Origin of the sequence: Streptomyces sp. NBC_00523, from assembly GCF_036346615.1 — a bacterium.
Taxonomy (GTDB): domain Bacteria; phylum Actinomycetota; class Actinomycetes; order Streptomycetales; family Streptomycetaceae; genus Streptomyces.
The window spans coordinates 2,638,980-2,660,220 of record NZ_CP107836.1; the positions used below are offsets into that span (position 1 = coordinate 2,638,980).

Sequence of the window (21,241 nt, forward strand, 5' to 3'; positions counted from 1 at the left end):
CCCGGGCCCGTTACTCCGCCTCCTCACCCTCGGCCTTCTTTCCGCGTACGGGGGCTCCCGCGAACAACTCCGCGAAGTGCTCCACGAGAGCGGCCACCGATTCCTCCGGTGCCTTCTCCTCGTCGGGCCCGATCGGAAGCGTCCTGCGCGGCACGGCCATGGCCCATTCGGCGGCGGCGATCCACTCCGACGACGGCCGGCCGTCGCGTTCCACGTCCGGTGCCAGCACGTCGTACATGAGTGTGGCGGCGGACGCGTTGACCGCCTGGACCAGGGCGTTGATCTCGCGACCGGTGCGCACGGTTCCCCGCTCGATCAGTCCGATCAACGCCCGCGCCGTGGGACGGTGGTCGATCACGGCGAGCCGCAGGGCCGTGTTGAGGACGTCCTGGTGCGTGCAGGCCACCTCGACGGGGCCGTAGTCGGGACCGTTCCTGAACAGTTCCGCCGCCCACCACAGCCGGGCGAACGCCTGCGTGTAGGGCGCCCCGCGGAATCGCGTCGCCGCGACCCTCGGCGGTTCTCCCTTGCGGGGCTCCGTGGTATGCCGCCATACGACATAGTCGGGCGCGACTCCCAGGGCCAGGTAGTTCCAGAGGCCGCGGTCGGACGCCTCGCGGCGCGTGAGCCGCAAGGTCGCGTGGAGACGGGGCGCCAGCCAGGCATCGGCGGCGGTGGGCTTCCCCTCACCGAACTCGTGCAGGGCGTCGTCGACCAGATCGCGCACCGGCTGGAGTGTGCCCCGGAACGCGTCACCCGGCAGGGGTTCGGCGACCTTGTTGAGCGCGATCGCGGGGACGTCCTCCTTGCCGGTGAGCAGGCCTTCGGTGAGGTAGCGGGCTGCGTTGAGATCCGCGAGGTACGCCAGACGCTCGGGGAGATGACTGGGCTTGCTGGTCACGAGTCGGTCTCCCTGTCGAGTCGGTCGAGGCCACGGATGGTCGCGGTCAGCACCTTGGGGACATCCGCCCTGCGCGTGGCCGCGTAGTGGATGAGCGGCTGAAGTTCGGTCCATCCCGACGATCCGGTCCTGCCGGTGTGGACCACGCGGAGCGCGTCCTCCAACGGCCGGCCGGGCACGACATCGGGGAGCATCTCGCGCAGCACCTCGCCCCGCCAGTCCTGGGGGAAGAGCGGCGTACCGTCCTCCTCCACCTCCAGATCACCGATGGCGGTGTGGAACACGGCCGTCCACACGTCCGTGCACATCTGGGCGTGCAGGAGGTCCCGGACCAGACTCTCGGTCGCCGTGCCGTGGCCCTCGATGAGATCGGCCATGCCCTCGAAGTCGGTGTTCACATGGACGGTGGGCACCTCTCCGGAGGTGTCGACGGTCCACGGCATGTCCCCGAAGGCGCGCAGCCACTCGGGGCCCTCCCGGAATCCGACCTGGGCGACCTCCAGCTCCCGCTCGCGGAGCGGGACGTCGGACTTCAGATCGACGATCCAGTCCCTGTCCGACGCGGCGATCACGCGGCCCCGCACCCCGCCGACCGTGGCGATCACATGGGCGGTCATCGTCGCGCGGTCGAGATGGTCGTCCCGCCACAGGTCGAGGTGTCCGGCCCATTCGCGCCCGCCCTCCGCACCGGGCTCCAGGCACACTGTGGTGCGCGCGTTGGTGGCCCCCTCGGTGAGCACGACCGCGACCCGGATGTCGGTCCACGGCCCGTCGGGGGCGCTCGCGCGTCCGGGAATCACCGCGGTGAGTGTCAGTCGTGCCGTCTCCCAGTCGTCCCGCTCGGCCAACCCCAGGGCCACCACCTGCTCGACGGTGGAGAACGCCCGGGTGTCGAGCGGTTCCCGGATCTCCCCGGGGCCGCGCAGTTCCACCGCGGTCACCCGGAAGGTCACCGAGCCGGCCAGCCGTTCGTACGGATATCCCCTCATGCCCGGCCTCCCCGGTCGGTGGCGAGTTCGACGATCAGACCGGTGAACACGGCGCTCACGGGGTGTGTGGAGACGTCGGTCCTCGCCTTGAACGTCGCCCTTCGCGCGTGCGGCGCGAAGTGCAGCGCACCGTCCACCACTTCGCAGTTGTGAACAGCTACGAGCTCCGACCAGGCCAGGACCGGGCGCGGTCCCGAACGCACGTCGAGCTTGGCCACCGGGCTCAGCAGGAAGGAATCCCCACCGGTGGGAACCTTCACCTCGCCGGTGACGCACCAGGCTCCGTCGACGTCGACGGTCGCCACGAGATCGTCCAGCGTCGGCAGCACGGTGGGGCCGGTGGGACGGGGTGGCCGCTTGCCGCCGATGGTCAGGTTCTTGCGCAGTTGTCCGGCCCCGCCCGCCCGCTTCTTCCGGGGCGCGACGACCAGTTCGCGTACGGCCCGGTTCGCGTCGGCGGTGAGTGCGGTGATCCGTCGCCATGCCGAGGGCGAGTACCGCATGCGCAGCTCCTCCGTCTGCCCCCACTTGTTGTGCTCGGGCGGCTCGGAGGTCCGGAGGAAGTCCTCCGCCTCGTCGGCGCCGGGGGCTTCGTCGCCGGCGGCGTGGCCCGCGAGGAGGACCGCCTGGAAGGGGTTGGTCCCCAGCGGCAGATCCCTCACCCGGGCCGTCCGCACGGTCATGCGGTTGCCCCGCATCATGACCAGGTGGTTCGACTTGGTGGCGTCGTCCCCCTCCGTCACGAGAAGGACGGCACTGTGCTCGGTCTTCCCCCTGCCCCCGGCGGGGGCGGGCACCTCCAACGTCACGGTCCTCATGGCCACCTGGCCGGACTCGGTGAGACGTTCCACGGTCGTCCCGTCGAGGAACGCCTGGAGCGCCCGGGTGCGTGCCGGCTGTTCGGTGCGGGCGTCGACCCGCTCCTCCGCGATGATCTCTGCGCCGTTGCGCAAGGTCCTCACGGACGCCTCCAGGAGAGGATGCCGCGTCTCGCCCACGGTCATCGCCGCCCAGAAGTTCCGACCGAGCGCCTGGACGAGCCGCTTGTGCATCCGTGTCACGCTCTCGTCGTCCTCGCCGCCGTTCTTCTCGGCGTCGGGGTCGACGAGACTCGCCACGTCGTGGGCGCCCACGATCAGGAACGATGTGCCCGGTTCGTCGCTCTCGCGGGTGAGATGGAGCCGCTCGACCTTGTCCTCGTCGGCCCACCACGAACGGGCCACGTTCGAGTCGGTGGCATCCGGATCGGGGCGCCCGAACCAGGCCGGGCCCGCCCAGCGGGCGTCGCCCACTTCGCGCCAGGGAAGTTCCAGCCGGCCGATGAGGCGGCGCTGCGTGCGTCCCTCGTGGGGCTCGGAGAGGGTGGAGTTGATGAGGACGAGGCCGAGGCGGCTCGTCGCCCAGAGTGTCGCCTTCCCCAGACCGTACGAACCGCCCGCGCCGCTTCCCGTCTTGTGACTGTCGAGCTGCCGACGGACCACGGCCGCGAATCGACCGGTCTCGTAGTCGTCACCGGTCAGACCCGAGGCGTTGTAGTCGTCGACGCGCAGGAGGACAAGGCGGTCGTGCTCGTACATGTCGCGCATCCCCGCGGCGATGACGCGGCCGACCTTCTGGTCCTGAGCCGCCGCTGCCCGGTAGTGGGGCAGCAGTTCGTCCCAGCGGATCTCCTCGCGGAACCGGGCCAGGGTCTCGCCGGTCAACTCGTGCAGCGTGTAGCGCACGCGGACCGGCTGGTCGCGGTCGAGCCGCTCGTCGAGGCTGTTCTGCGTCGCCTCGCGCGCCAGCACCTCGACGTCGGCCTCGAAGGCGAACGCGGCCGCGTTGCCGAAGTCGCGGCCACCGTCGGCGTATCCCGGGCGGTGGTACCAGGTGACGGGGCGGCCGGACAAGGTGTCCGCGGTGCGGGTGTGGATGGTGCCCAGGTCGGTGCCGAGGGCTTCCGCGATCTTGGTGATGGTCTCCTCGCGGGGCGTGGCCCGTCCGGTGATCCACGCGGACACGGCGGCCCGTGTCATGCCGATGCGTTCACCGAGATCGGCCTGGCTCAGCCCCGACTGCTTCAGCTGTCGGGCGAGCCAGGGACCGAAGTCCATGCCGCTGTCCAACGTCACCACTCCTCAGTCGCGCTCACAACCATGGGGACCACCGTACAACGAAATTTGACACGTCAAGCAGGCCCGACAACCAAATTTGACACCCGGCGGGGACGCCCGGAAGGTTCATCACTTCCATCGATCCAAATGCGTCACAAGGTTCAAGAATTTAACCGATGCCCCCGTTCGGACCATTCGCCCCCTTGGTCCGAATTACCCCCATTTGCGAGCGCCCATTCGGCCCTTGCATTCTCCCTCGATCAATGGGATATTCGAGGCGGAGCCCTACCCGGACTCGGAAAGCACGCTTATCCAGGTGCCTTGTTTGCTGTGTCCTGACGCCATCACACGTCGGTGCACAGGGATTCAAGAAGTTTGCGGAGCCCCTTGCTCTCACCCGAGAAATGCGGTTCTCTTCTCCCACTCCACTCCTCCGGGACCCCATCCGGGCCCACTCGCCCAAAGAAACCTTTCGCCTGCTGAATTCACACATCGCATTCCATGCATTCCGTGTATTCAGCCCTCTGCACGTGCGCCACCGGCATTCCCTGAACCCGGCACCAATCACTCCGCACAATTCTCGCAAAAGAGGGCACACGCCATCATGAGTTCGAGCGCGAACGACAACGACCCCGACGACGACTTCCACCTCGTCGACCGGTACGACTCCATCGAGGGCCCGGAACAGCAGTCCGACTTCCTCGATGCCATCGGCACGACGCGTCCCCGCATCGAGGCCCTCCGCGCCGCCCGCGCACGGCGGGACGCCGCCCGCACGTCCGGTCCCGACCAGGAGGAGTCCCCGCGCGGTGGTGAACCGCGCGGCCGTCGCCGTGGGTCCTCTCGTTCGCGCCGCCGCCGTGTCCGGGTGTCCCTGACGCACCCGTCGAACCGGAGCGACACCCGGCGTCCGCCCCGGCGCCGGGGGCCCGCTCCCCGTCGTCGCACCATCGTCCTCGTCCTCGTCATCGAACTGGACTGACCGGGCTACTCGTCGGACGCCCGCCACCTATCGTTGAGTTCGAAGGGCCGGCCGTGCCCCGCAGCGGCCGGCCCCCGCTCCCCCCACGTTCATCTCACGGCCATGAAATGGGATCACCTTGAACCACAGCGATGTGACGGGCACTTCGGGAGCCTCGCCCGTCATTCGGAAGATCCTCGACCAGTCGGCGCGCGTCCTGGAGACGTACCGCGTGGACCCCGGACTGATTCTGGAGCACGCCAACGGCGAGCGAAGGATCACCCAGGGCGGTTACGGAGACCGCCAGTTGTTCGAGCTGGTACAGAATGCCGCGGACGAGATCGCCGCCACGCCGGGCGGAAAGGTCCACGTCGTTCTCACCGATGCGCATCTCTACTGCGCCAACGAGGGAACGCCGGTCACGCCCGAGGGCGCCGAGACCATTCTCCGGATGAGCGTGTCGAGGAAACGGGGCGGCCAGATCGGTCGGTTCGGGGTCGGCGTGAAATCGATCCTGGCGGTCACGGACACCCCCCAGTTCTTCAGCGCCTCGGGGGCGTTCGGCTTCGACCGGGTGTGGTCGTACGAGGAGATCAGGAAGGCGCGGGGCGCCTCCCCCGATGAGACCTTCGAGGCACCGGTGCTGCGCATGGCCCGCCCCCTGGACGCCGACAGGGAACGGCTCGCGGACCCCGTCCTGGACACCCTGCTCGGCTGGGCGACCACCGTCGTGCGGCTGCCGCTCCTGCCCGGAGCCGCCGATCGGCTGGGGCGCGACATCCACGACACCCCGGCCAGGGCCGGCGAATCACGTGAATTCCCCGTGCTGTTCCAGCTGTTCTCCTCCCATGTCGGCACCGTGGTCCTGGAGGACACCCGAACCCTTCCGCCGGTCCGCCGCGAGATCACGGCCGACCACGACGGGTTCCTGCACACCGTTCGCGAGACGCGCACCGGACATCCTGAATCCGGTTCCACGTGGAAGGTCTTCACCCACGCCCACCGGCCCTCCGAGGCCGCCCGCGCGAGCGCCGGCGAGATGCACGACCGGGGGACCATCGACATCTCCTGGGCCGTTCCCGAGTACACGGGCGACACGGTGCTCACCACGCCCCGGGGTCGAGGCCAGTTCTGGTCGTTCTTCCCGACGAAGTACCCGATGACCCTGAGCGGCGTGCTCAACGGGGCGTGGAAGACCAATGAGGACCGGCAGAACCTTCTGGATTCCAGCCCGTTCAACCAGGAGATCATCCGCGTCGCCGCCGGTCTCGTGGTCGACTCCCTGCCGCACCTCGCCCCGCGGCGGGACCCGGCCGCCTACCTTCCCCTGCTTCCCGGTCGGATGAAGGAGACGCTGAACTGGGCGGACAGGTATCTGACGGAACAGATCTGGAAACTGACGGCCGAACGACCGTCGCTTCCCGACCAGGACGGCGTGCTGCGCGTCCCCCGTGACCTTCGGGTGCACCCCGCGTCGCACAACAAGGTGCCGCTCAGGCCGGAATGGCTGCGCATGTGGAGCGCCTACCCCGGCCGCCCGTCCGACTGGATCCATCCCTCCATCGAGGACGCCGAGTTCCGCGCGGGCAAGGTCGCCCACATCCTGGAGGAGACCAAGCAACGCCGCGCGACCGTGCGGGAGTGGCTGGAGGCGCTGGTGACCGACGGGTCGGTCGAGGCCTCCGCCGTCGCGATCCGCATCCTCGCCGCGATGATCCGGGACGGCTCCCCCTTCGCCGCCGAGGCGCGCAGCGCCCGGATCGTGCTGACCGAGGAGAGCGGATTCGTCGCCCCCGTCGTGGGCAAGGTCTTCCGCCGCACGGTGCAGGACGGGCTGCGCGACGGCACCACGTACGTCGACCCGAGGCTCTCGGAGGACGAGTCCCTGCTCGGTGATCTGGGCGAGATCGGCATCCGCGAGGCGGACCCCCGCGGGCGCTTCATCGGCGTGCTGGAACAGGGGGTCGAGAACTACGGCCCCCAGGACTGGGCCCGCTTCTGGGACCTGTTCCACAACGCGGGCGGCAGCCGGGTCAGCGGCGAGGTCACCGCCCGGGTGCCCGATCCGCTGGGGGCTCTGTCCGTGCGCACGGTGGACGGACGGTTCCATCGGATGCGGGAGTGCCTGCTGCCCGGCCCCGTCGTGCCCGGCGACGGATCCCGCGACGCCTCCGTGGCCGTGGACCCGGCCTTCCACTCGGACGATCTGCGGACCCTGCGCGAGTTCGGCATGCGCGACAGGCCCACGCACGGGCACCGGCCGACGAACGAGGCGTGGTTCGAGGACTACCGGACCGCGATGTACGACAGCTACTGCCGGACTCTGAGCAGCAAGGCCGCCCGGCCGAGCATCTCCCGGATCAAGCTGGAGGGCTCGCCCGTCGGTGGCCCGCTGCACCTCTTGGAGCTGCTGTCGGACGAGGGCCGCGCGGCGTTCGTCAAGACGCTGCCCGACGACAGCGTCATCGATACCTGGACCCTGCACATCGGTGTCCAGGCGTCGACCCGCAAGCCGATCTACTCACCGCTGCGCTGGATGCTGCGCCGCCACGGACGGGTGTCCACGTCCCAGGGCGTCGTCCCGCTCACCGACGCCGTGGGCCCGCAGCTGAAGGCGTACGCGGACGTGCTGCCCGTCGCCGACATCAGCGAGGAGAAGGCCCGCAAGCTGCACCTGCCGGTGCTGGTCGACGAGGTCCCGACCAAACAGTGGGACCGACTTCTCGAACAGCTCCGCACCAGCGACGACGACGCCTTCGTCGGGCGCACCTACGTAATGCTGACCCGTCTGGAGGTGGACTTCCCCGACCAACTCACCCGCTGCCGCGTGGGCGCCGAGTGGGCCACCCGTGAGGACCACGAGATCGCCGTGGCGGCGACCGAGGCCGAGTACCGGGCCCTGCGCGCCGAGCAGATCCCGGCCCTGCTCGCCGGTGGGCCGGAGGACGCGGCGCTGTTGGTGAAGACGTGGGGGATGCTGCGCCACGCCGATGTCATCAACAAGGAGAACCGCCACGTCGCGGTCGGTGAGCCGGTGCTCCTGACGGACGAGTTCCCCACGCTGCGCCAGCGGCTGGGTCCGACGGTGAACAACCAGCGACTGTTGCGTTGCTCGGAGCTGGAGGAGGTGCTCAGGACACCTCAGGGGTCCACGACCACCCCGCTCGACAGCGCGCTGCAGGGCACGACCGTCCTGGTGCTGGAGACCGCGGACCGTCTGGCGACGCTCGTCGCCGCCGACCGCGAACTGCGGTGGGGACTCAAGGAGTCGGGATGCCGGGCGGTGCTCGACGCACAGGCCCGACAGGAGGCGGACCAAGAGCTCCAGGCCTCCCTGCGACGGGTCCGGCAGGCGAGCAGCGTCGAGGAGAAGCTGGAACTGCTCATCGGCGCGCCCGCGCTCCGCGCCGGTCTTCCCCCGGGGCTGTTGGAGGGCGAACCGCCGGAGCCCGGCAGCGAGGAGCCGTCCCCACGGCGCATCGCCCGCCTGGCCCACGACGCCCACGGCGACGGTGTGCTCCAGGTGCACGCCCGGGATCTGCAGCTCGCCTACCCGAGTCATGCCCCGTCCGGCTTCACCGGGTCGTCGGCGGCCGTGAAGTTCGTCGCCGAGTTCGGCTTCCCCGACTCCTTCGCCGGTACGCGTACCCCGTCGCTGTCGCCCCGTATCGAGGTCGCGGGACCGACGGCCTTCCCTCGTCTCCACGACTACCAGGAACGGCTGGCGGCGAAGGTCTTCACCATGCTCGACCGGCTCAGCCCGCAGCGCGCCATGCTCTCCCTGCCCACCGGCGCGGGCAAGACGCGGGTGGCGGCCGAGGCCGTCATCCGGTGGGTCAAGCAGATGGGCGAGTTGAGCGGCCCCATTCTGTGGATCGCCCAGACCGAGGAACTCTGCGAGCAGGCCGTGCAGAGCTGGAGCTTCGTCTGGTCGAAGGTGGGGGCGGACACCCCGTTGACGATCAGCAGGCTGTGGACCACCAACGAGGCGGGACCCGTCACCGAGCGCCCGCACCTGGTCGTCGCCACGGACGCCAAGCTCCGCAACTGTCTCGGTACCGAGAACTATGCGTGGCTGCGCGACGCCTGCCTCGTCATCGTCGACGAGGCCCATGTCGCCATCTCGCCCCAGTACACGGAGATCCTCACGCACCTCGGACTGACCGCGCACGAGACGGGACGCCATCTGCTCGGGCTGACCGCCACCCCGTTCCGCAACACGAATGACGCGGAGACCAAGCGTCTCGTCCAGCGGTTCGGCGCCACCCGGCTCGACGACGGGGTGTTCCCCTCCGGCGATCCGTACGCCGAACTGCAGGAACTCGGCATGCTGGCGCGGGTGCGGCACCAGGAGCTGCCGGGCGGCACGATCGAGCTGACCGAGGTCGAGAAGGCGCAGGCCGATCAGCTGAGTCTGCTCGCGAAGTCCGCCGAGCAGCGCCTCGCCGACGACCAGGATCGCAACAACCGCATCCTGGAGGAGATCGCCGCCATGCCGGGCGACTGGCCCGTGCTGGTCTTCGCCACGTCCGTCGCCCATGCCAAGGTCCTGGCCGCGAGGTTGAAGGGCCTCGGCATCACGGCGGCGTCGGTGGACTCCGCCACGTCCACGGGTGAGCGCCGGCGCAGCATCGACGCGTTCCGAGGAGGCCGTGTGCGGGTCCTCACGAACTACGGCGTGCTGACGCAGGGCTTCGACGCGCCCGCCACCCGGGCGGTCGTCATCACCCGTCCGACGTACAGCCCGAACGTCTACCAACAGATGATCGGGCGCGGGCTCCGCGGCCCCGAAAACGGCGGCAAGGAGGAGTGCCTGATCCTCAACGTCCGGGACAACATCACGAACTACGACAAGGCCCTGGCCTTCACCCAGTTCGAGCACCTGTGGAGGGCCCAGTGACCGACGCGTACCTCGACAGCCCGCCGCTCACCGAGGAGCAGCGGGACGTCGTCGGGCGGCCCTGGGACACCCGACTGCTGGTGACGGCCGGCGCCGGTTCCGGCAAGACGCACACGCTCGTCCGCCGGCTGGACGCGCTCATGGGCGACGAGGAGGCGGCACTGGAGGCACGAGAGATCCTGGTCCTCAGCTTCTCCCGGGCCGCGGTGCGGGAACTGCGGGAGCGGATCGCGCTCCACGCCCGCGAGGCCCGCCGGGTCCGCGTCCAGACCTTCGACTCCTGGGCGTACGCCCTCCTGCGCGACGAGCAACCCGACCGGGACTGGAGCGCGCTGCGCTTCGACGAACGGATCGGAGAGGCCACGGAGGCGATCCTGCGGGGTTCGGTCGAGAACAGCGACCAGGGCGCACCCGCCCATGTCATGATCGACGAGGTCCAGGACCTGGTCGGCGATCGACGGGACATGGTGGAGACGCTGCTCGACCGGTTCCAGGAGGGCTGCGGCTTCACCGTGGTCGGTGACGGGGCACAGGCGATCTACGGGTTCCAGGTGTCCGACGAGGACGCCCGTGCCGCGGAGACGAACTACTTCTTCGACTGGTTGCGGGCCTCCTACCCGGACGATCTGGTGGAGCTGCACCTGACGGCCAACTTCAGGGCTCGCACCCCCGAGGCGAAGCTCGCCCTGCCCCTCGGCACCTCGCTGCACCGACTGCCCTCCGAGACCTCGGCCGCGGAGACCGCGGGCGAGGACATCCGGCAACGGCTGATCGACGCCCTCCGCACCTGCCCCTCCTTCGGGTCCGTGGACGACGGATTCACCCTCGACTCCCTGAGGGACTTCGGGGGCACGTGCGCGGTCATGTGCCGGGACAACCGACAGGCTCTCGCCCTCTCGGAGCAGTTGTTCGCCCACGGTGTGCGTCATCGACTCCAGCGGGACCTCCAGGAACGGCCGGTGCCCGCATGGGTGGCGGCGGTGCTGCGCGGCACCGGATCGACGTCGTTGACGGAGGAACGCTTCCTGGAGCTGATCGCCTCCGGGCCGGTCGCGCCCGTGGGCGACCTCTCCAGGATCTGGCGGTCGCTGCGCACCGTGGCGCGGGGGCCCCGCGGCACCCTGGACGTCGCCGCCGTCCGACGGGCCGTGGCGCAGGGAAGGTTCCCCGACGACCTCGCCGCCGCGGAGCCGGCCGGTCTCGTGGTGTCGACGGTCCATCGGGCCAAGGGTCTGGAGTTCGACCGGGTGATCGTGGTCGAACCGCCGACGCTCGCCGAACTGCGCAAGCAGCACACCCATGTCGACCCGGCCGCGGAGGCCCGTGCCCTGTACGTGGCGATGACCCGACCCCGGGACGACCTGTTCCGTCTGGACGCACCCGACACCGCCCTGATCCGTCGCGACCGCCGCACCGGCCGGTACTACGCGGCCGGTTGGAAGGCGTATCAGCGGTACGGCATCTCGGCAACGGGTACGGACGTGTCCCGCGAGCATCCGCCCGGCACCGACGGCTTCGAGCACGATGCCGTCGAGGTGCAGGACTACCTGGCCTCCTCCGTTGCCCCGGGAGACGCCCTGGAGCTGCGGTTGCAGCACGGGATGCCCCTGGCCTCGGACGAGAGCCCGCCGTACACGGTGTTCCACCGGGAGCGCCCTGTGGCCGTCGTCTCGGAGGCTTTCCGTCAGGACCTGCACGGCTCGCTCAAGATCAACAAGACCTGGGACGTCAGCTGGCCCACGATCGTCGAGGGGTTCCGCGTCGACTGTCTGGAGAGCGTGGCGGGCAGCACGGCCTCCGGGTCCCGCGCAGGGCTGGGCGAGCACGGTGTCTGGATGGTCCCCCGCATGTCGGGGCTCGGTCGCCACCGGTGGACCGACGCGCACACACACGAGGAGAACGACCGATGAGGGACGTGTCGCAGCCGCACGCCGCCCACTACGCGGTACGCGAGGAGCTCGTCGATCAGCTCCGCCGGGACCTGATGGGCCCCGGGCATCCGGACGAGATCCTGACCCAGGACCCCCCGGTCACGGCCTACCCCGTGGGGGTCCTCTTCCCGCGCCCCTCGGACCCGGGGGCCGAACGGGCCCTGGACGACGACGAGGCCGAGGTGGACGGACTGGACACGGTCCCCCTCTCCCGCGGACGCGGCGATGTCGAGGAACCGGTGCCGGATGTCGGGACCTCGGGCACGGGCGATCGTCGCCCTTCCTCCATGGGGATCACGTTCGCCGTGGACCCGACGCAGTCGTCGAGCATCGTCGTGCACGCGGAGGCCGCGATGTACGACCCGATCGACGCCCGGGGGCATGCTGTCTCGGCCTCGCGGGCGGAGGCCCGCACCGTCCAGGACCAGAAGGAGCACTGGCGCCGGCGTCCCCTCGACCTCGGTCCTACGACCGTCGATGTCACGGCCCCGACGCTGCATCGTCCGCCGCCCCTGCACGAGGGGGTGCGTGTGGAGATCCTGGTGCGCCCGCCCATGGCCGGGACCGTCACGGTCACCGTCACCCTGATCAACACCCACCGGGTGAGTGAACGGGAGCTCCAGGACGCGCACTGCCTCTACCAGCCCCGACTCACCGTGACGACGCCGTCGGACGCGCCCGCCTTCGTGGAGCGGCCCGCCGACCGGCGCGCAGTGGACACCGAGATGGCCGCGTCCAGGCTGCTCCACCGCCACGCCCCGAACTTCGCGATGGGGCACGGCTGCGCGGCCGAGTGGGACTGGACCCCGCCACCGATCGGTGCCCCGCGCGATGAGCGTTCCGCCGTCACCTCCGTACGCACGGAGTTCCTGCCGTCGCACGAGGTGCTGCTGACCGACTCGAACCCGGACATCGACGACTCGGCCCTGACCATGCACGGTCTGGCGACTCGTCCGGAGAGCGAGGTACTGGCCTCGCTGACGGGGCTGACGGCCGACTACGAGGAGTGGATCGACCGACGGGAGTCCGAGTCCGCCGGCTTCCGGGGAACGCTCTACGCGGATCCCGCACACGCGCAGATCGCGCACTGCCGCACGGCGCTGGCACGGATGCGGCACGGCATCCGGATCCTCGCCGAGGACCCCGACGCAATGCGGGCGTTCCGACTGGCCAATCGCGCCATGGCCCATCAACGTGCCCGGGGCGAGTGGGTGCGCAACGGACGCGAGGGCGCGCCCGACGAGACGCGTGGTCGTTGGCGCCCGTTCCAGATCTCGTTCGTGCTGCTGTGTCTGGAAGGCATCGTCGACCCCACGCACGAGGACCGCGGGATCGCGGACCTGCTGTGGTTCCCCACCGGTGGTGGCAAGACCGAGGCGTACCTCGGGCTGATCGCCTTCACCACGTTCCTGCGGCGTCTGAGGCTGAAGGAACGCGGTGCCGGCGTGACCGTACTCATGCGCTACACCCTGCGCCTGCTGACCCTTCAGCAGTTCGAGCGGGCCGCAGCCCTCATCTGCGCCATGGAGCGCATCCGCCTCGCCGACGTGGCGACCCTCGGCGACGAGCCGATCTCCATCGGTATGTGGGTCGGTCAGTCCGCCACTCCCAACCGGCTCTCGGACGCGGAGGAGAGCCTGGTCGAGCTGCGCAAGGATCGCGAGCTCCAGGAACGCAACCCGGTCCAATTGCACGCCTGTCCCTGGTGCGGCACACGACTGGACGCGTTCCAGTACGAGGTCGACGCGGAGGCCCGGCGGATGCACGTCCGCTGTCCCGACGACTGGTGCGACTTCCGCGACGGTCTCCCGGTCCACCTCGTCGACGAGTCCGTGTACGACGCCCGGCCCACGTTGGTGATCGCCACCGTCGACAAGTTCGCCGCGATGCCGTGGCGGGTGGAGACGGCTGCCCTCTTCAACCGCGACCGTGCAGACGGCACGCCTCCCCCCGAGCTGATCGTCCAGGACGAGCTCCACCTCATCTCGGGCCCGCTCGGCACCCTGACCGGTCTGTACGAGACGGCCGTGGACCTGTTGTCGAACAGCCCGAAGGTCATCGCCTCGACCGCCACGATCCGTCGGGCCTCGGACCAGGGGAGGATGCTTTTCGACCGGAAGGTCGCGCAGTTCCCCCCGGCGGGCATCGACGCACGGGACTCCTGGTTCGCGGTGGAGACCCCGAGGGATCGCAAGGCGAGTCGTCGGTACGTCGGACTCCTCACGCCGAGCACCAGCCAGGCGACGCTGCTCATTCGCACCTACGCGAATCTCCTCCACCGAGCCAAGCAGGTCGACGTCGACGACGAGGTGCGCGACGCGTACTGGACGCTCGTCGGCTACTTCAACAGCCTCCGTCTGTTGGCCGCGGCCGAACTGCAGGTCAACGACGACGTCGTCGATTACGTCGAGTACCTGGCCGCACGCGACAAGCGTCCGGTGCGCAGGGTGGACGAGCAGATCGAGCTGACGAGTCGCGCCAGTTCCAGTGATGTTCCCAGGCTGCTCAAGCAGTTGGAGAAACGATTGCCGGATCCGGACGTGGCCGATGTCCTGCTGGCCACGAACATGATCTCGGTCGGTGTCGACGTGGACCGACTCGGTCTGATGGCGGTCATGGGCCAGCCCCAGACGACGGCCGAGTACATCCAGGCGACCAGCCGCGTTGGGCGCCGGCATCCGGGCCTGGTGGCGGTGATGCTGAACTCGTCACGTTCCCGAGACCGTTCCCACTACGAGAGCTTCCAGCACTTCCACTCCGCCCTGTACCGGGAGGTCGAGTCCACCAGTGTGACGCCCTTTTCCTCGCGCGCACGCGATCGGGGCCTGCACGCGGTGGTCGTGGCCCTGGCCCGCATCCTCATCCCGGCCGCGGGGCCGAACGACGGTGCCGGTCGTATCCACGAGTTCCGCGAGGAGTTGGAGCGGGTGGTCCGCGTCCCGCTGCTCGCACGCGTCGAGTCGGTCGCCCCGGAGGAGCACCGGCCGACAGCCGACGCCTTCGACGCGTTCGTCGACTGGTGGGAGGGCGAGGCCGAGGCACACGGCGGACTCGTGTACGAACCCCGTCGCGGCAACCGGACGCCTTCCCTGCTGAGCGCCTTCGACGACGAGGACCCGCACACCTGGTCCACGCTCTGGAGCCTGCGCGACGTGGACGCCGAATCAGCCCTGTTCATGGAGGCATCCCGATGACACCGCCCCCCGCCCGACGCCGCAGGGCGGCCGGCACGCCCGAACGCAGCTATCCTCGCCGCGGCTCGGTGCGCCGCGCGCAGATGATCACCACCTACGGGGTCGGTTCGATCGTCGCCGTCGACAACGAGTCGTTCATGGTGAGCGGCATCGACTCCTGGAACACGACCGACGCGCCGACCGTCTACGAGCACCGTCTGGCGCGCGTGCTCGGCGTGAAGTCGTTCCTCCTGCCGCCGGCCTCGGACGACACCAGCAAAGACGGTGTCAGGGTCCGCCGCTTTCCCCTCTGGCACTCCTGCCCCGAATGCAACGCACTCCAGCACGTGAGCCGCTTCAACTCTCCCCCCGGTAGAAATGAGTGCGGGGAGTGCACCGAGGAACTGGTCCCCTCGCGCTTCGTCATGGCATGCCCGCGCGGACACATCGAGGACTTCCCGTACTGGAAATGGGCGCACCGCAACAACAGGCAGGACGGCGAGGCCGGTCTGTGCGGTGGTGAGTTGCGGATGCGCACCACCGGAAGGACGGCGTCGCTGCGGTCGATCCTGATCTCCTGCACCTGCGGGATCCCGGAGGTGTCCATGGAGGGCGCGTTCCGTCGCACCGCGTTGGCGGACCTGAAGGTCTACTGCAGCGGTAAGCGCCCTTGGCTGGGCAAGGCAGCCGTCGAGGACTGCGCGGAGAAGCCGCGCACCCTCCAGCGCGGTTCGTCCGTCGTCTGGCAACCCATCGTAAGAACGGCCCTGTCGATTCCGCCGTGGAGCGACAGTCACACGACTCGCCTGGAGCCCCACTGGGACGCCCTCCGCGCGATGAAGGACAACCCGATCGGAATGGAGGGCTTCCTCAAGGCCATCGGTGCCCAGGAGAACTACACCTTCTCGGTGGATCGGGTCATGAGCCTTCTGGAGGCGGAGAACCACGAGGACACCGCCCAGGACGAGGACCACGGCACCGACAGCGCCTACCTGGCCCTGCGCAGGCAGGAGTACGAACGCCTGGTCGCGGGCCGTCCCGAAGAAGGGACGGACCACAAGGACACATTCGTCTGCGAGCCACCGCGCACGTCCGCGACGCGTCTGGCGCCCTACGGGGTGACCGGCCCGATGTTGGTGAAGCGGCTCCGTGAGGTGCGCGCCCTGAAAGCGTTCTCCCGCGTCGACATGCCCGAGACGCACTCGGACGTCCACGAGGCCTCGCTCTCCCTGGAACCGATGGACTGGCTCCCGGCCATGGAGGTCACGGGCGAGGGCGTCTTCCTGCGTCTGGACGAAGAGCGCCTCGACGACTGGGCACGCAGCTCCGCCGTGGCTGCCCGGGCCGACCGTATCCGCGCCAACCACCTGCGTATGCTCCGCGAACGCGCCCAGGATCCGGCGAACGTCCCCGACTCACCGGCCGACGCACGGATGGTGCTCCTGCACACGCTGGCGCACGCCCTGATCAACGAGTGGAGCCTCGACGGCGGCTACCCGGCCGCCTCGCTCAGGGAGCGGTTGTACGCGGACGACTCGATGGCGGGCCTCCTCATCTGCACGGCCACCAGCGACTCCGCCGGCAGCCTGGGCGGCCTGGTCGCGCAGGGGGAGCCCGACCGTCTGGAGGCCGCCCTGCACTCGGCGCTCAGCCGCGCCCAGTGGTGCTCGGCCGACCCGCTCTGCGTGGAATCCGCCGGAAGCGGCGTGGGCGGCATCAACCTGGCGGCCTGCCACGCGTGTGTCCTGCTGCCGGAGACCAGCTGCGAGCACAACAACGGCCTGCTGGACCGCGCGCTGCTGATCGGGACGCCGGAGGACCCGTCGATAGGTTTCTTCCACGAGGCGATGCGCTGACGCGCCCCGCCGACCACCTGCTCGTACCCGAGGGAGTCCCATGGCGACCCGGCCCCTTCTCTTTCTGGACGTCGACGGGCCGCTGAACCCGTATGCCGCGAAGCCCGAACGGCGCCCCGCCGGCTACACCACCATCCGTGTTCCCCGGGACGCTCTCACCGCCACGGGGGACGGTCTGCTCCGGTCCTCCGCGCCGCCGTTGCGGGTGTGGCTCAATCCCGCGCACGGGGAGGCCCTGTTGGCGCTCGGGTACGAGCTGTGCTGGGCCACCACCTGGATGAACGACGCGAACACGTGGATCGGGCCCGTTCTCGGGCTGCCCGAGCTGCCGTTCGTGGACTTCGGGGAGGGGTTGTTCCGGGAGCGGCCCGACGGCGTGCACTGGAAGTGCGAGGCGTTGATCGCGTACGCGGGCGGCCGGCCGTTCGCCTGGGTGGACGACGAACAGAGCGACGCCGACCACGCCCACGTGAGCGCCCACCACCCGGGGCCGGCGCTCCTCCGCCACGTGAATCCGCGGATCGGGCTGCGGGATGACGACTTCGCCGCGCTGGCCTCCTTCGCCGCGTCCCTCGCCGGGGCCGATCCCACTTCCCTCTGAGCGTCCCACGACCGACAATGGGTACAACAAGCGAGGGCCCGCAGGCCGTGGGCCCTCCGGTGTAGTGGGGGGAATCATGGGTCTGGTCATCGGTGTCGTCGTCGGTCTCGTCGTGGTCCTCGCCGCCATCCTCGTAGCGCTCCGCAAGCGCGGCGGGTCCGGCGAGCGTGGGGCCCTGGAGCGCGGGGCGGCTCAGCAGGGGCAGGCGCAGGGGCTGGCGCACGGGCACGCGCAGAGCCAGGGCATGGGGCCGTACGGGGGCTGAGCCCCGGTCATTCCTCCGGGCGTCCCCCTGGGCAGGCCCCCGATCCGCGAGGCCAAGGCCCGTCCGCCGGCAGGTAGCCGAGTTGGGCCGCGTGGACGCCGGCCTGGAAGCGGCTGCGGGCGTCCAGGTGGCCGAGGAGGCCGGTGGCGATGCGGCGGGCGGTGCGGGGGGAGACGCCCAGGCGTTTGGCTATGGCCTCGTCCGTGTAGCCGCGGGCCAGCAGGCGCAGGGTTTCGTGTTGTTGGCGGGTCAGTGAGCGGTCGTCGGGTTTCTCGCACGGGCCGAGGGGTTCGGCGTCGCTCCACACGTTCTCGAACAGGGCCTCCAGCGCCGCGATGAGGCCCGGGCCCGACACCACGAGTGCGCCGAGCGAGGAGTCCTGGTCGTCCAGGGCGACCAGGGCCAGGCGGTGGTCGGTGATGATCATGCGGGTGCTGAGCGAGGGGGCCGTGCGGATTCCGGCGCCGAGCGAGGCCAGCCAGGTCACGTGGGCCACCGTGGGCGGGTGGTTGTGGATGCTGTCGAGATAGACCGTGCGCATCCGCACCCCGCGCTCCAGGAGCTCCTGGTTGAGGGGACGGGAGGCGTGCATGTTCTCCTCCGTCTGCGCACCGCCCGTCGCGAAGGTCAGGATCTCCTCCTCCACCTCCTCGTGGAGCCGCACCAGGTAGTCCCGTACGTGGTCCACGCCGTCCAGGTGCACCACCGGCGACTCACCGGCGGCGGGATGGGGGGCGGGGAGGCCGCAGAGGAGTTCGGCCACGGCTGCCTCCCCGGCCGCCAGCCGCTGCCGTTCGGCGGCGAGCAGAGCGCGGCGGCGGGTCAGCAGCTTCTCCAGGCCGAGCCTGGGGTCGACCACGTGCAGGCGCTGCTCACCGGCGCCCGTGGCCGGCCGCACCAGGGACAGGCCGCGTAACTCTTCCAGGGCAGCATTGAATTGTTCCTGCGTCAGGCACAGGCGGGAGCGGTGCTCGGCGAGGGACGCGTACGGCTGTGCGAGCAGTGCCCGGTAGACGATCTCCGCCGTGGCATCCAGCCCCAAAGGGTCGAGCATCGTCCCTCCACACTAGGAGCACTGTCTCTTGCCGGAGTTCTTACCTCGAGGCAGCGAAATCTACTCTTCCGCACTCCGGTTGCGCGGCGCTAAAAGGCCACGCCACGGGCGTGTGAACGGTGGTGGACCGTCTCCGGGCGGCCGGCGACGCCTCTGAAGTCCACATGCTGGACGGAAGGGGCCATGGCCTCATCGGTCCACCGGTCTCGCCTTCACCGTCGCGTCACCGGCGTACAAAACTCACGGCTGTCGAACGCTCCCCACCACTGGTTCGAAAGGCTTCCGCATGACGTGTCTCCCCCGGTTCTCCTGTACGGCCTTCCCGTCCCTCGCCCTGCCCGAGCCCCCGGGAACCCTGCCGCACGACTTCGGCTGGCAGTAGTCCCCGGTTCCTGCACGGGTACGACGAGGCAGCGGTCCGGCGACGGGCCGCCGAGAGTGTACGGGGAAGGCGGACGACGGTGCTGTTCCAACTGCTCGGGCCCCTGAGCATCACCGATGGGCGGGACCTCGTGGTCCTTCCGCCCTCCAAGCCGACCGCGCTGCTGGCCGCCCTGCTCATCCGGCCGGGGCGGGTCGTCTCCACCGACCACCTGCAGGAAGCCGTCTGGGGCGAGGAGCAGCCCGCAACGGCCAAGGCCGCGCTCCAGAGCTGCGTCCTGCGGCTGCGCCGGATCTTCGCCAAGTACGGCATCGAGGACCAGGCCGTCGTGGCGGTCGCCGGCGGCTACCGCATCCACGCCGACGCCGAGACGCTCGACCTGCTCCACTTCCGGCAGCTCGTCGGCCGGGCAGCGGCGGCCGGTGAGGACTCCGAGCTGTACACCTTGCGGGCCGCCCTCGCCCTCTGGCAGGGGCCGCTGCTCGCCAACGTGCCCTCCGGGCTGCTGCACCGGGACGAGGTGCCCCGGCTGGCGGAGGAACGCCTGCGGGTCCTGGAGAGGGTCTGCGACATCGAGCTGGAGCACGGCCGTTGCCGTGAAACCCTCGTCGATCTTTGGGAAGTTACGCGCGTATACCCGGCTCACGAGCGATTTTCCGAGCAGCTGATGCTGGCCCTCTACCGGACCGGGCGGCAGACGGAGGCGCTGTCGGAGTACCGGAGGATCAAGGCCTACCTGCGCGAGGAGCTCGGAGTCGACCCCCGGCCCGGGCTCCAGCGCCTTGAACTGGCGATCCTGCGCGGCGACGACCTGGGCACCCCGGACACCGGGCACGCCCCCGTCTCGCTCGTGGCGCCCGTCCCGCCACCGGCCGCGCTCCCGCCGCCGCACCCGCTCCCGCCGGAGGGCGGGGGCGGTCCGGCAGCGGCCCCCCTCCCCGCGGTGCCCGGCTTCACCGGGCGCCGGAGCCAGGTGGAGGAACTCGTCCCGCTGCTGACGTCCGCCGCGGCCCCCGAGCGCGCCCCGGTGGCCGTGCTCTCCGGGGCGCCCGGCATCGGCAAGACCGCGCTCGCCCTGCACGTGGCGCACCTGGTGAGCGGGCAATTCCCGGGCGGGTGCGTCCTGTTGCCGCTGACCTCGCCCGACGGCACCCCGCGCCCGACCGAGGAGGCCGCCGCCGAGCTCCGCGACGCGCTGCCCCCGGGGTCCGGCGCCGGACGGGGCCGTACGCTCCTGATCCTCGACGACGCCGTCCACCCCGACCAGGTGCGCCCCCTGCTCACCGCCAACGCGGGCGGTGCCGCGATCGTCACCAGCCGGATGGGGCTCGCCGCGCTCGTCGCCACGCACGGCGGCACCGTGCACCGGCTCGGCGCACTCGGCCCCGAGGAGTCGTACGCCCTGCTCACGGCCGTCCTGGGCCGGGAACGGGTCGCCGCCGAGCCGGCCGGGGCGCGGCTGCTGACCGAGGTGTGCGGGCACCATCCGCTCGCCCTGCGGATCGCCGCCGCCCGGCTGCTCACCCGGCCCCTCCTCAAGCCGGCCGACTGTGCGCACTGGCTCCGCCACGGCCTGCCGGGCCGCCTCAGCCTGGCCGACGACCCCCGGATGTCCGTACCGCTGACCCTGGACGAGGCGGTGGGGCGGCTCCCTCCGGTGCTGGCCGAGGCGCATCTCCGGCTCGGGGCGGCGGCGCGGGGCCCGCTCACCGCGGACCTGGCCGCCACCGTCCTCGACGTCCCGTGGGAAACGGCCGAAGACGTGCTGGAACGCCTTCTCGACGCGGGCCTCCTGGAGGAGGAGCACCCGGGCGCGTTCCGGATGCACGAACTGCTGCGCGCGCACGCCCGGCGCGCGACCGTCTCCTCCGTCCCGGCCTCCGCCCCCGGGCGCGCCCGGGCACTCCCCCGCCCGCCCCGGCGCGGGGAGACACCCCAGGCGGGCAGTACCCGGCCCACCGCCCTGCGGTGACGCCCCGTCACCGCGCCGCGGGCGCCGCCCACCGCGTCCGCCCGGACCGGCCGCCCCGCCCCTGACACCGATACCACCGCTCCGTACGCCCCCACCCGCCCCCCGCCGGACAGCGCGGCCCGCCCCGGGCCCCGTCCCAGCCCCAGAACAAGAGGTGTGA

12 protein-coding genes are annotated in these 21,241 nt (G+C 70.6%); 8 read left to right on the forward strand and 4 right to left on the reverse strand.

Annotated features, from left to right (window positions below; all coding sequences use genetic code 11):
• Nucleotides 1-10 precede the first annotated feature (10 nt).
• From OHS17_RS11860 to OHS17_RS11870, 3 genes are read right to left on the reverse strand one after another with little or no spacing between them, the layout of a single operon-like run.
• Nucleotides 11-901 (reverse strand): DUF6339 family protein, encoded by an 891-nt coding sequence (locus OHS17_RS11860; protein WP_330312134.1) that lies wholly within the window; start codon nucleotides 899-901, stop codon nucleotides 11-13.
• Nucleotides 898-1,890, reverse strand: a complete 993-nt coding sequence (locus OHS17_RS11865; RefSeq protein WP_330312135.1) for a hypothetical protein — start codon at nucleotides 1,888-1,890, stop codon at nucleotides 898-900. Before OHS17_RS11865 ends, OHS17_RS11860 begins: the two co-directional genes overlap by 4 nt.
• A complete protein-coding gene (locus OHS17_RS11870) occupies nucleotides 1,887-3,986 on the reverse strand; it encodes a helix-turn-helix domain-containing protein (protein WP_330315230.1) in 2,100 nt (699 codons plus the stop codon). The genes OHS17_RS11865 and OHS17_RS11870 overlap by 4 nt, the downstream gene beginning before the upstream one ends.
• A gap of 604 nt (nucleotides 3,987-4,590) precedes the next feature.
• Between OHS17_RS11870 and OHS17_RS11875 the strand changes: the two genes are divergently transcribed.
• The 7 genes from OHS17_RS11875 (at nucleotide 4,591) to OHS17_RS11905 (ending at nucleotide 17,673) form a co-directional block, all read left to right on the forward strand.
• Nucleotides 4,591-4,968, forward strand: a complete 378-nt coding sequence (locus OHS17_RS11875) for a hypothetical protein (RefSeq protein WP_330312136.1) — start codon at nucleotides 4,591-4,593, stop codon at nucleotides 4,966-4,968.
• A gap of 118 nt (nucleotides 4,969-5,086) precedes the next feature.
• The gene (locus tag OHS17_RS11880; protein ID WP_330312137.1) at nucleotides 5,087-9,847 is read left to right on the forward strand and encodes a DEAD/DEAH box helicase; all 4,761 of its coding nucleotides are present in this window, start codon (nucleotides 5,087-5,089) and stop codon (nucleotides 9,845-9,847) included.
• Complete coding sequence (locus tag OHS17_RS11885; RefSeq protein ID WP_330312138.1) at nucleotides 9,844-11,757, forward strand: UvrD-helicase domain-containing protein; 1,914 nt, start codon at nucleotides 9,844-9,846, stop codon at nucleotides 11,755-11,757. The genes OHS17_RS11880 and OHS17_RS11885 overlap by 4 nt, the downstream gene beginning before the upstream one ends.
• A complete protein-coding gene (locus tag OHS17_RS11890) occupies nucleotides 11,754-14,972 on the forward strand; it encodes a helicase-related protein (RefSeq protein ID WP_330312139.1) in 3,219 nt (1,072 codons plus the stop codon). Before OHS17_RS11885 ends, OHS17_RS11890 begins: the two co-directional genes overlap by 4 nt.
• Nucleotides 14,969-16,807: a DUF1998 domain-containing protein gene (locus OHS17_RS11895; RefSeq protein ID WP_330312140.1), complete on the forward strand. Its 1,839-nt coding sequence runs from the start codon at nucleotides 14,969-14,971 to the stop codon at nucleotides 16,805-16,807. Before OHS17_RS11890 ends, OHS17_RS11895 begins: the two co-directional genes overlap by 4 nt.
• 40 nt (nucleotides 16,808-16,847) lie before the next feature.
• Entirely contained in the window at nucleotides 16,848-17,408 is a 561-nt protein-coding gene (locus OHS17_RS11900; protein ID WP_330312141.1) for a hypothetical protein, read from the forward strand.
• A gap of 76 nt (nucleotides 17,409-17,484) precedes the next feature.
• Nucleotides 17,485-17,673 carry a hypothetical protein gene (locus OHS17_RS11905; protein WP_330312142.1) on the forward strand — a complete coding sequence of 63 codons (189 nt, stop codon included), beginning with the start codon at nucleotides 17,485-17,487 and terminating at the stop codon, nucleotides 17,671-17,673.
• 7 nt (nucleotides 17,674-17,680) lie between these two features.
• Here OHS17_RS11905 and OHS17_RS11910 read toward each other — a convergent pair whose 3' ends face one another.
• Complete coding sequence (locus OHS17_RS11910) at nucleotides 17,681-18,727, reverse strand: helix-turn-helix transcriptional regulator (RefSeq protein ID WP_330312143.1); 1,047 nt, start codon at nucleotides 18,725-18,727, stop codon at nucleotides 17,681-17,683.
• A gap of 461 nt (nucleotides 18,728-19,188) precedes the next feature.
• Here OHS17_RS11910 and OHS17_RS11915 point away from each other — a divergent pair, with 461 nt between their 5' ends.
• Nucleotides 19,189-21,081, forward strand: a complete 1,893-nt coding sequence (locus OHS17_RS11915; protein ID WP_330312144.1) for a BTAD domain-containing putative transcriptional regulator — start codon at nucleotides 19,189-19,191, stop codon at nucleotides 21,079-21,081.
• Nucleotides 21,082-21,241 lie beyond the last annotated feature (160 nt).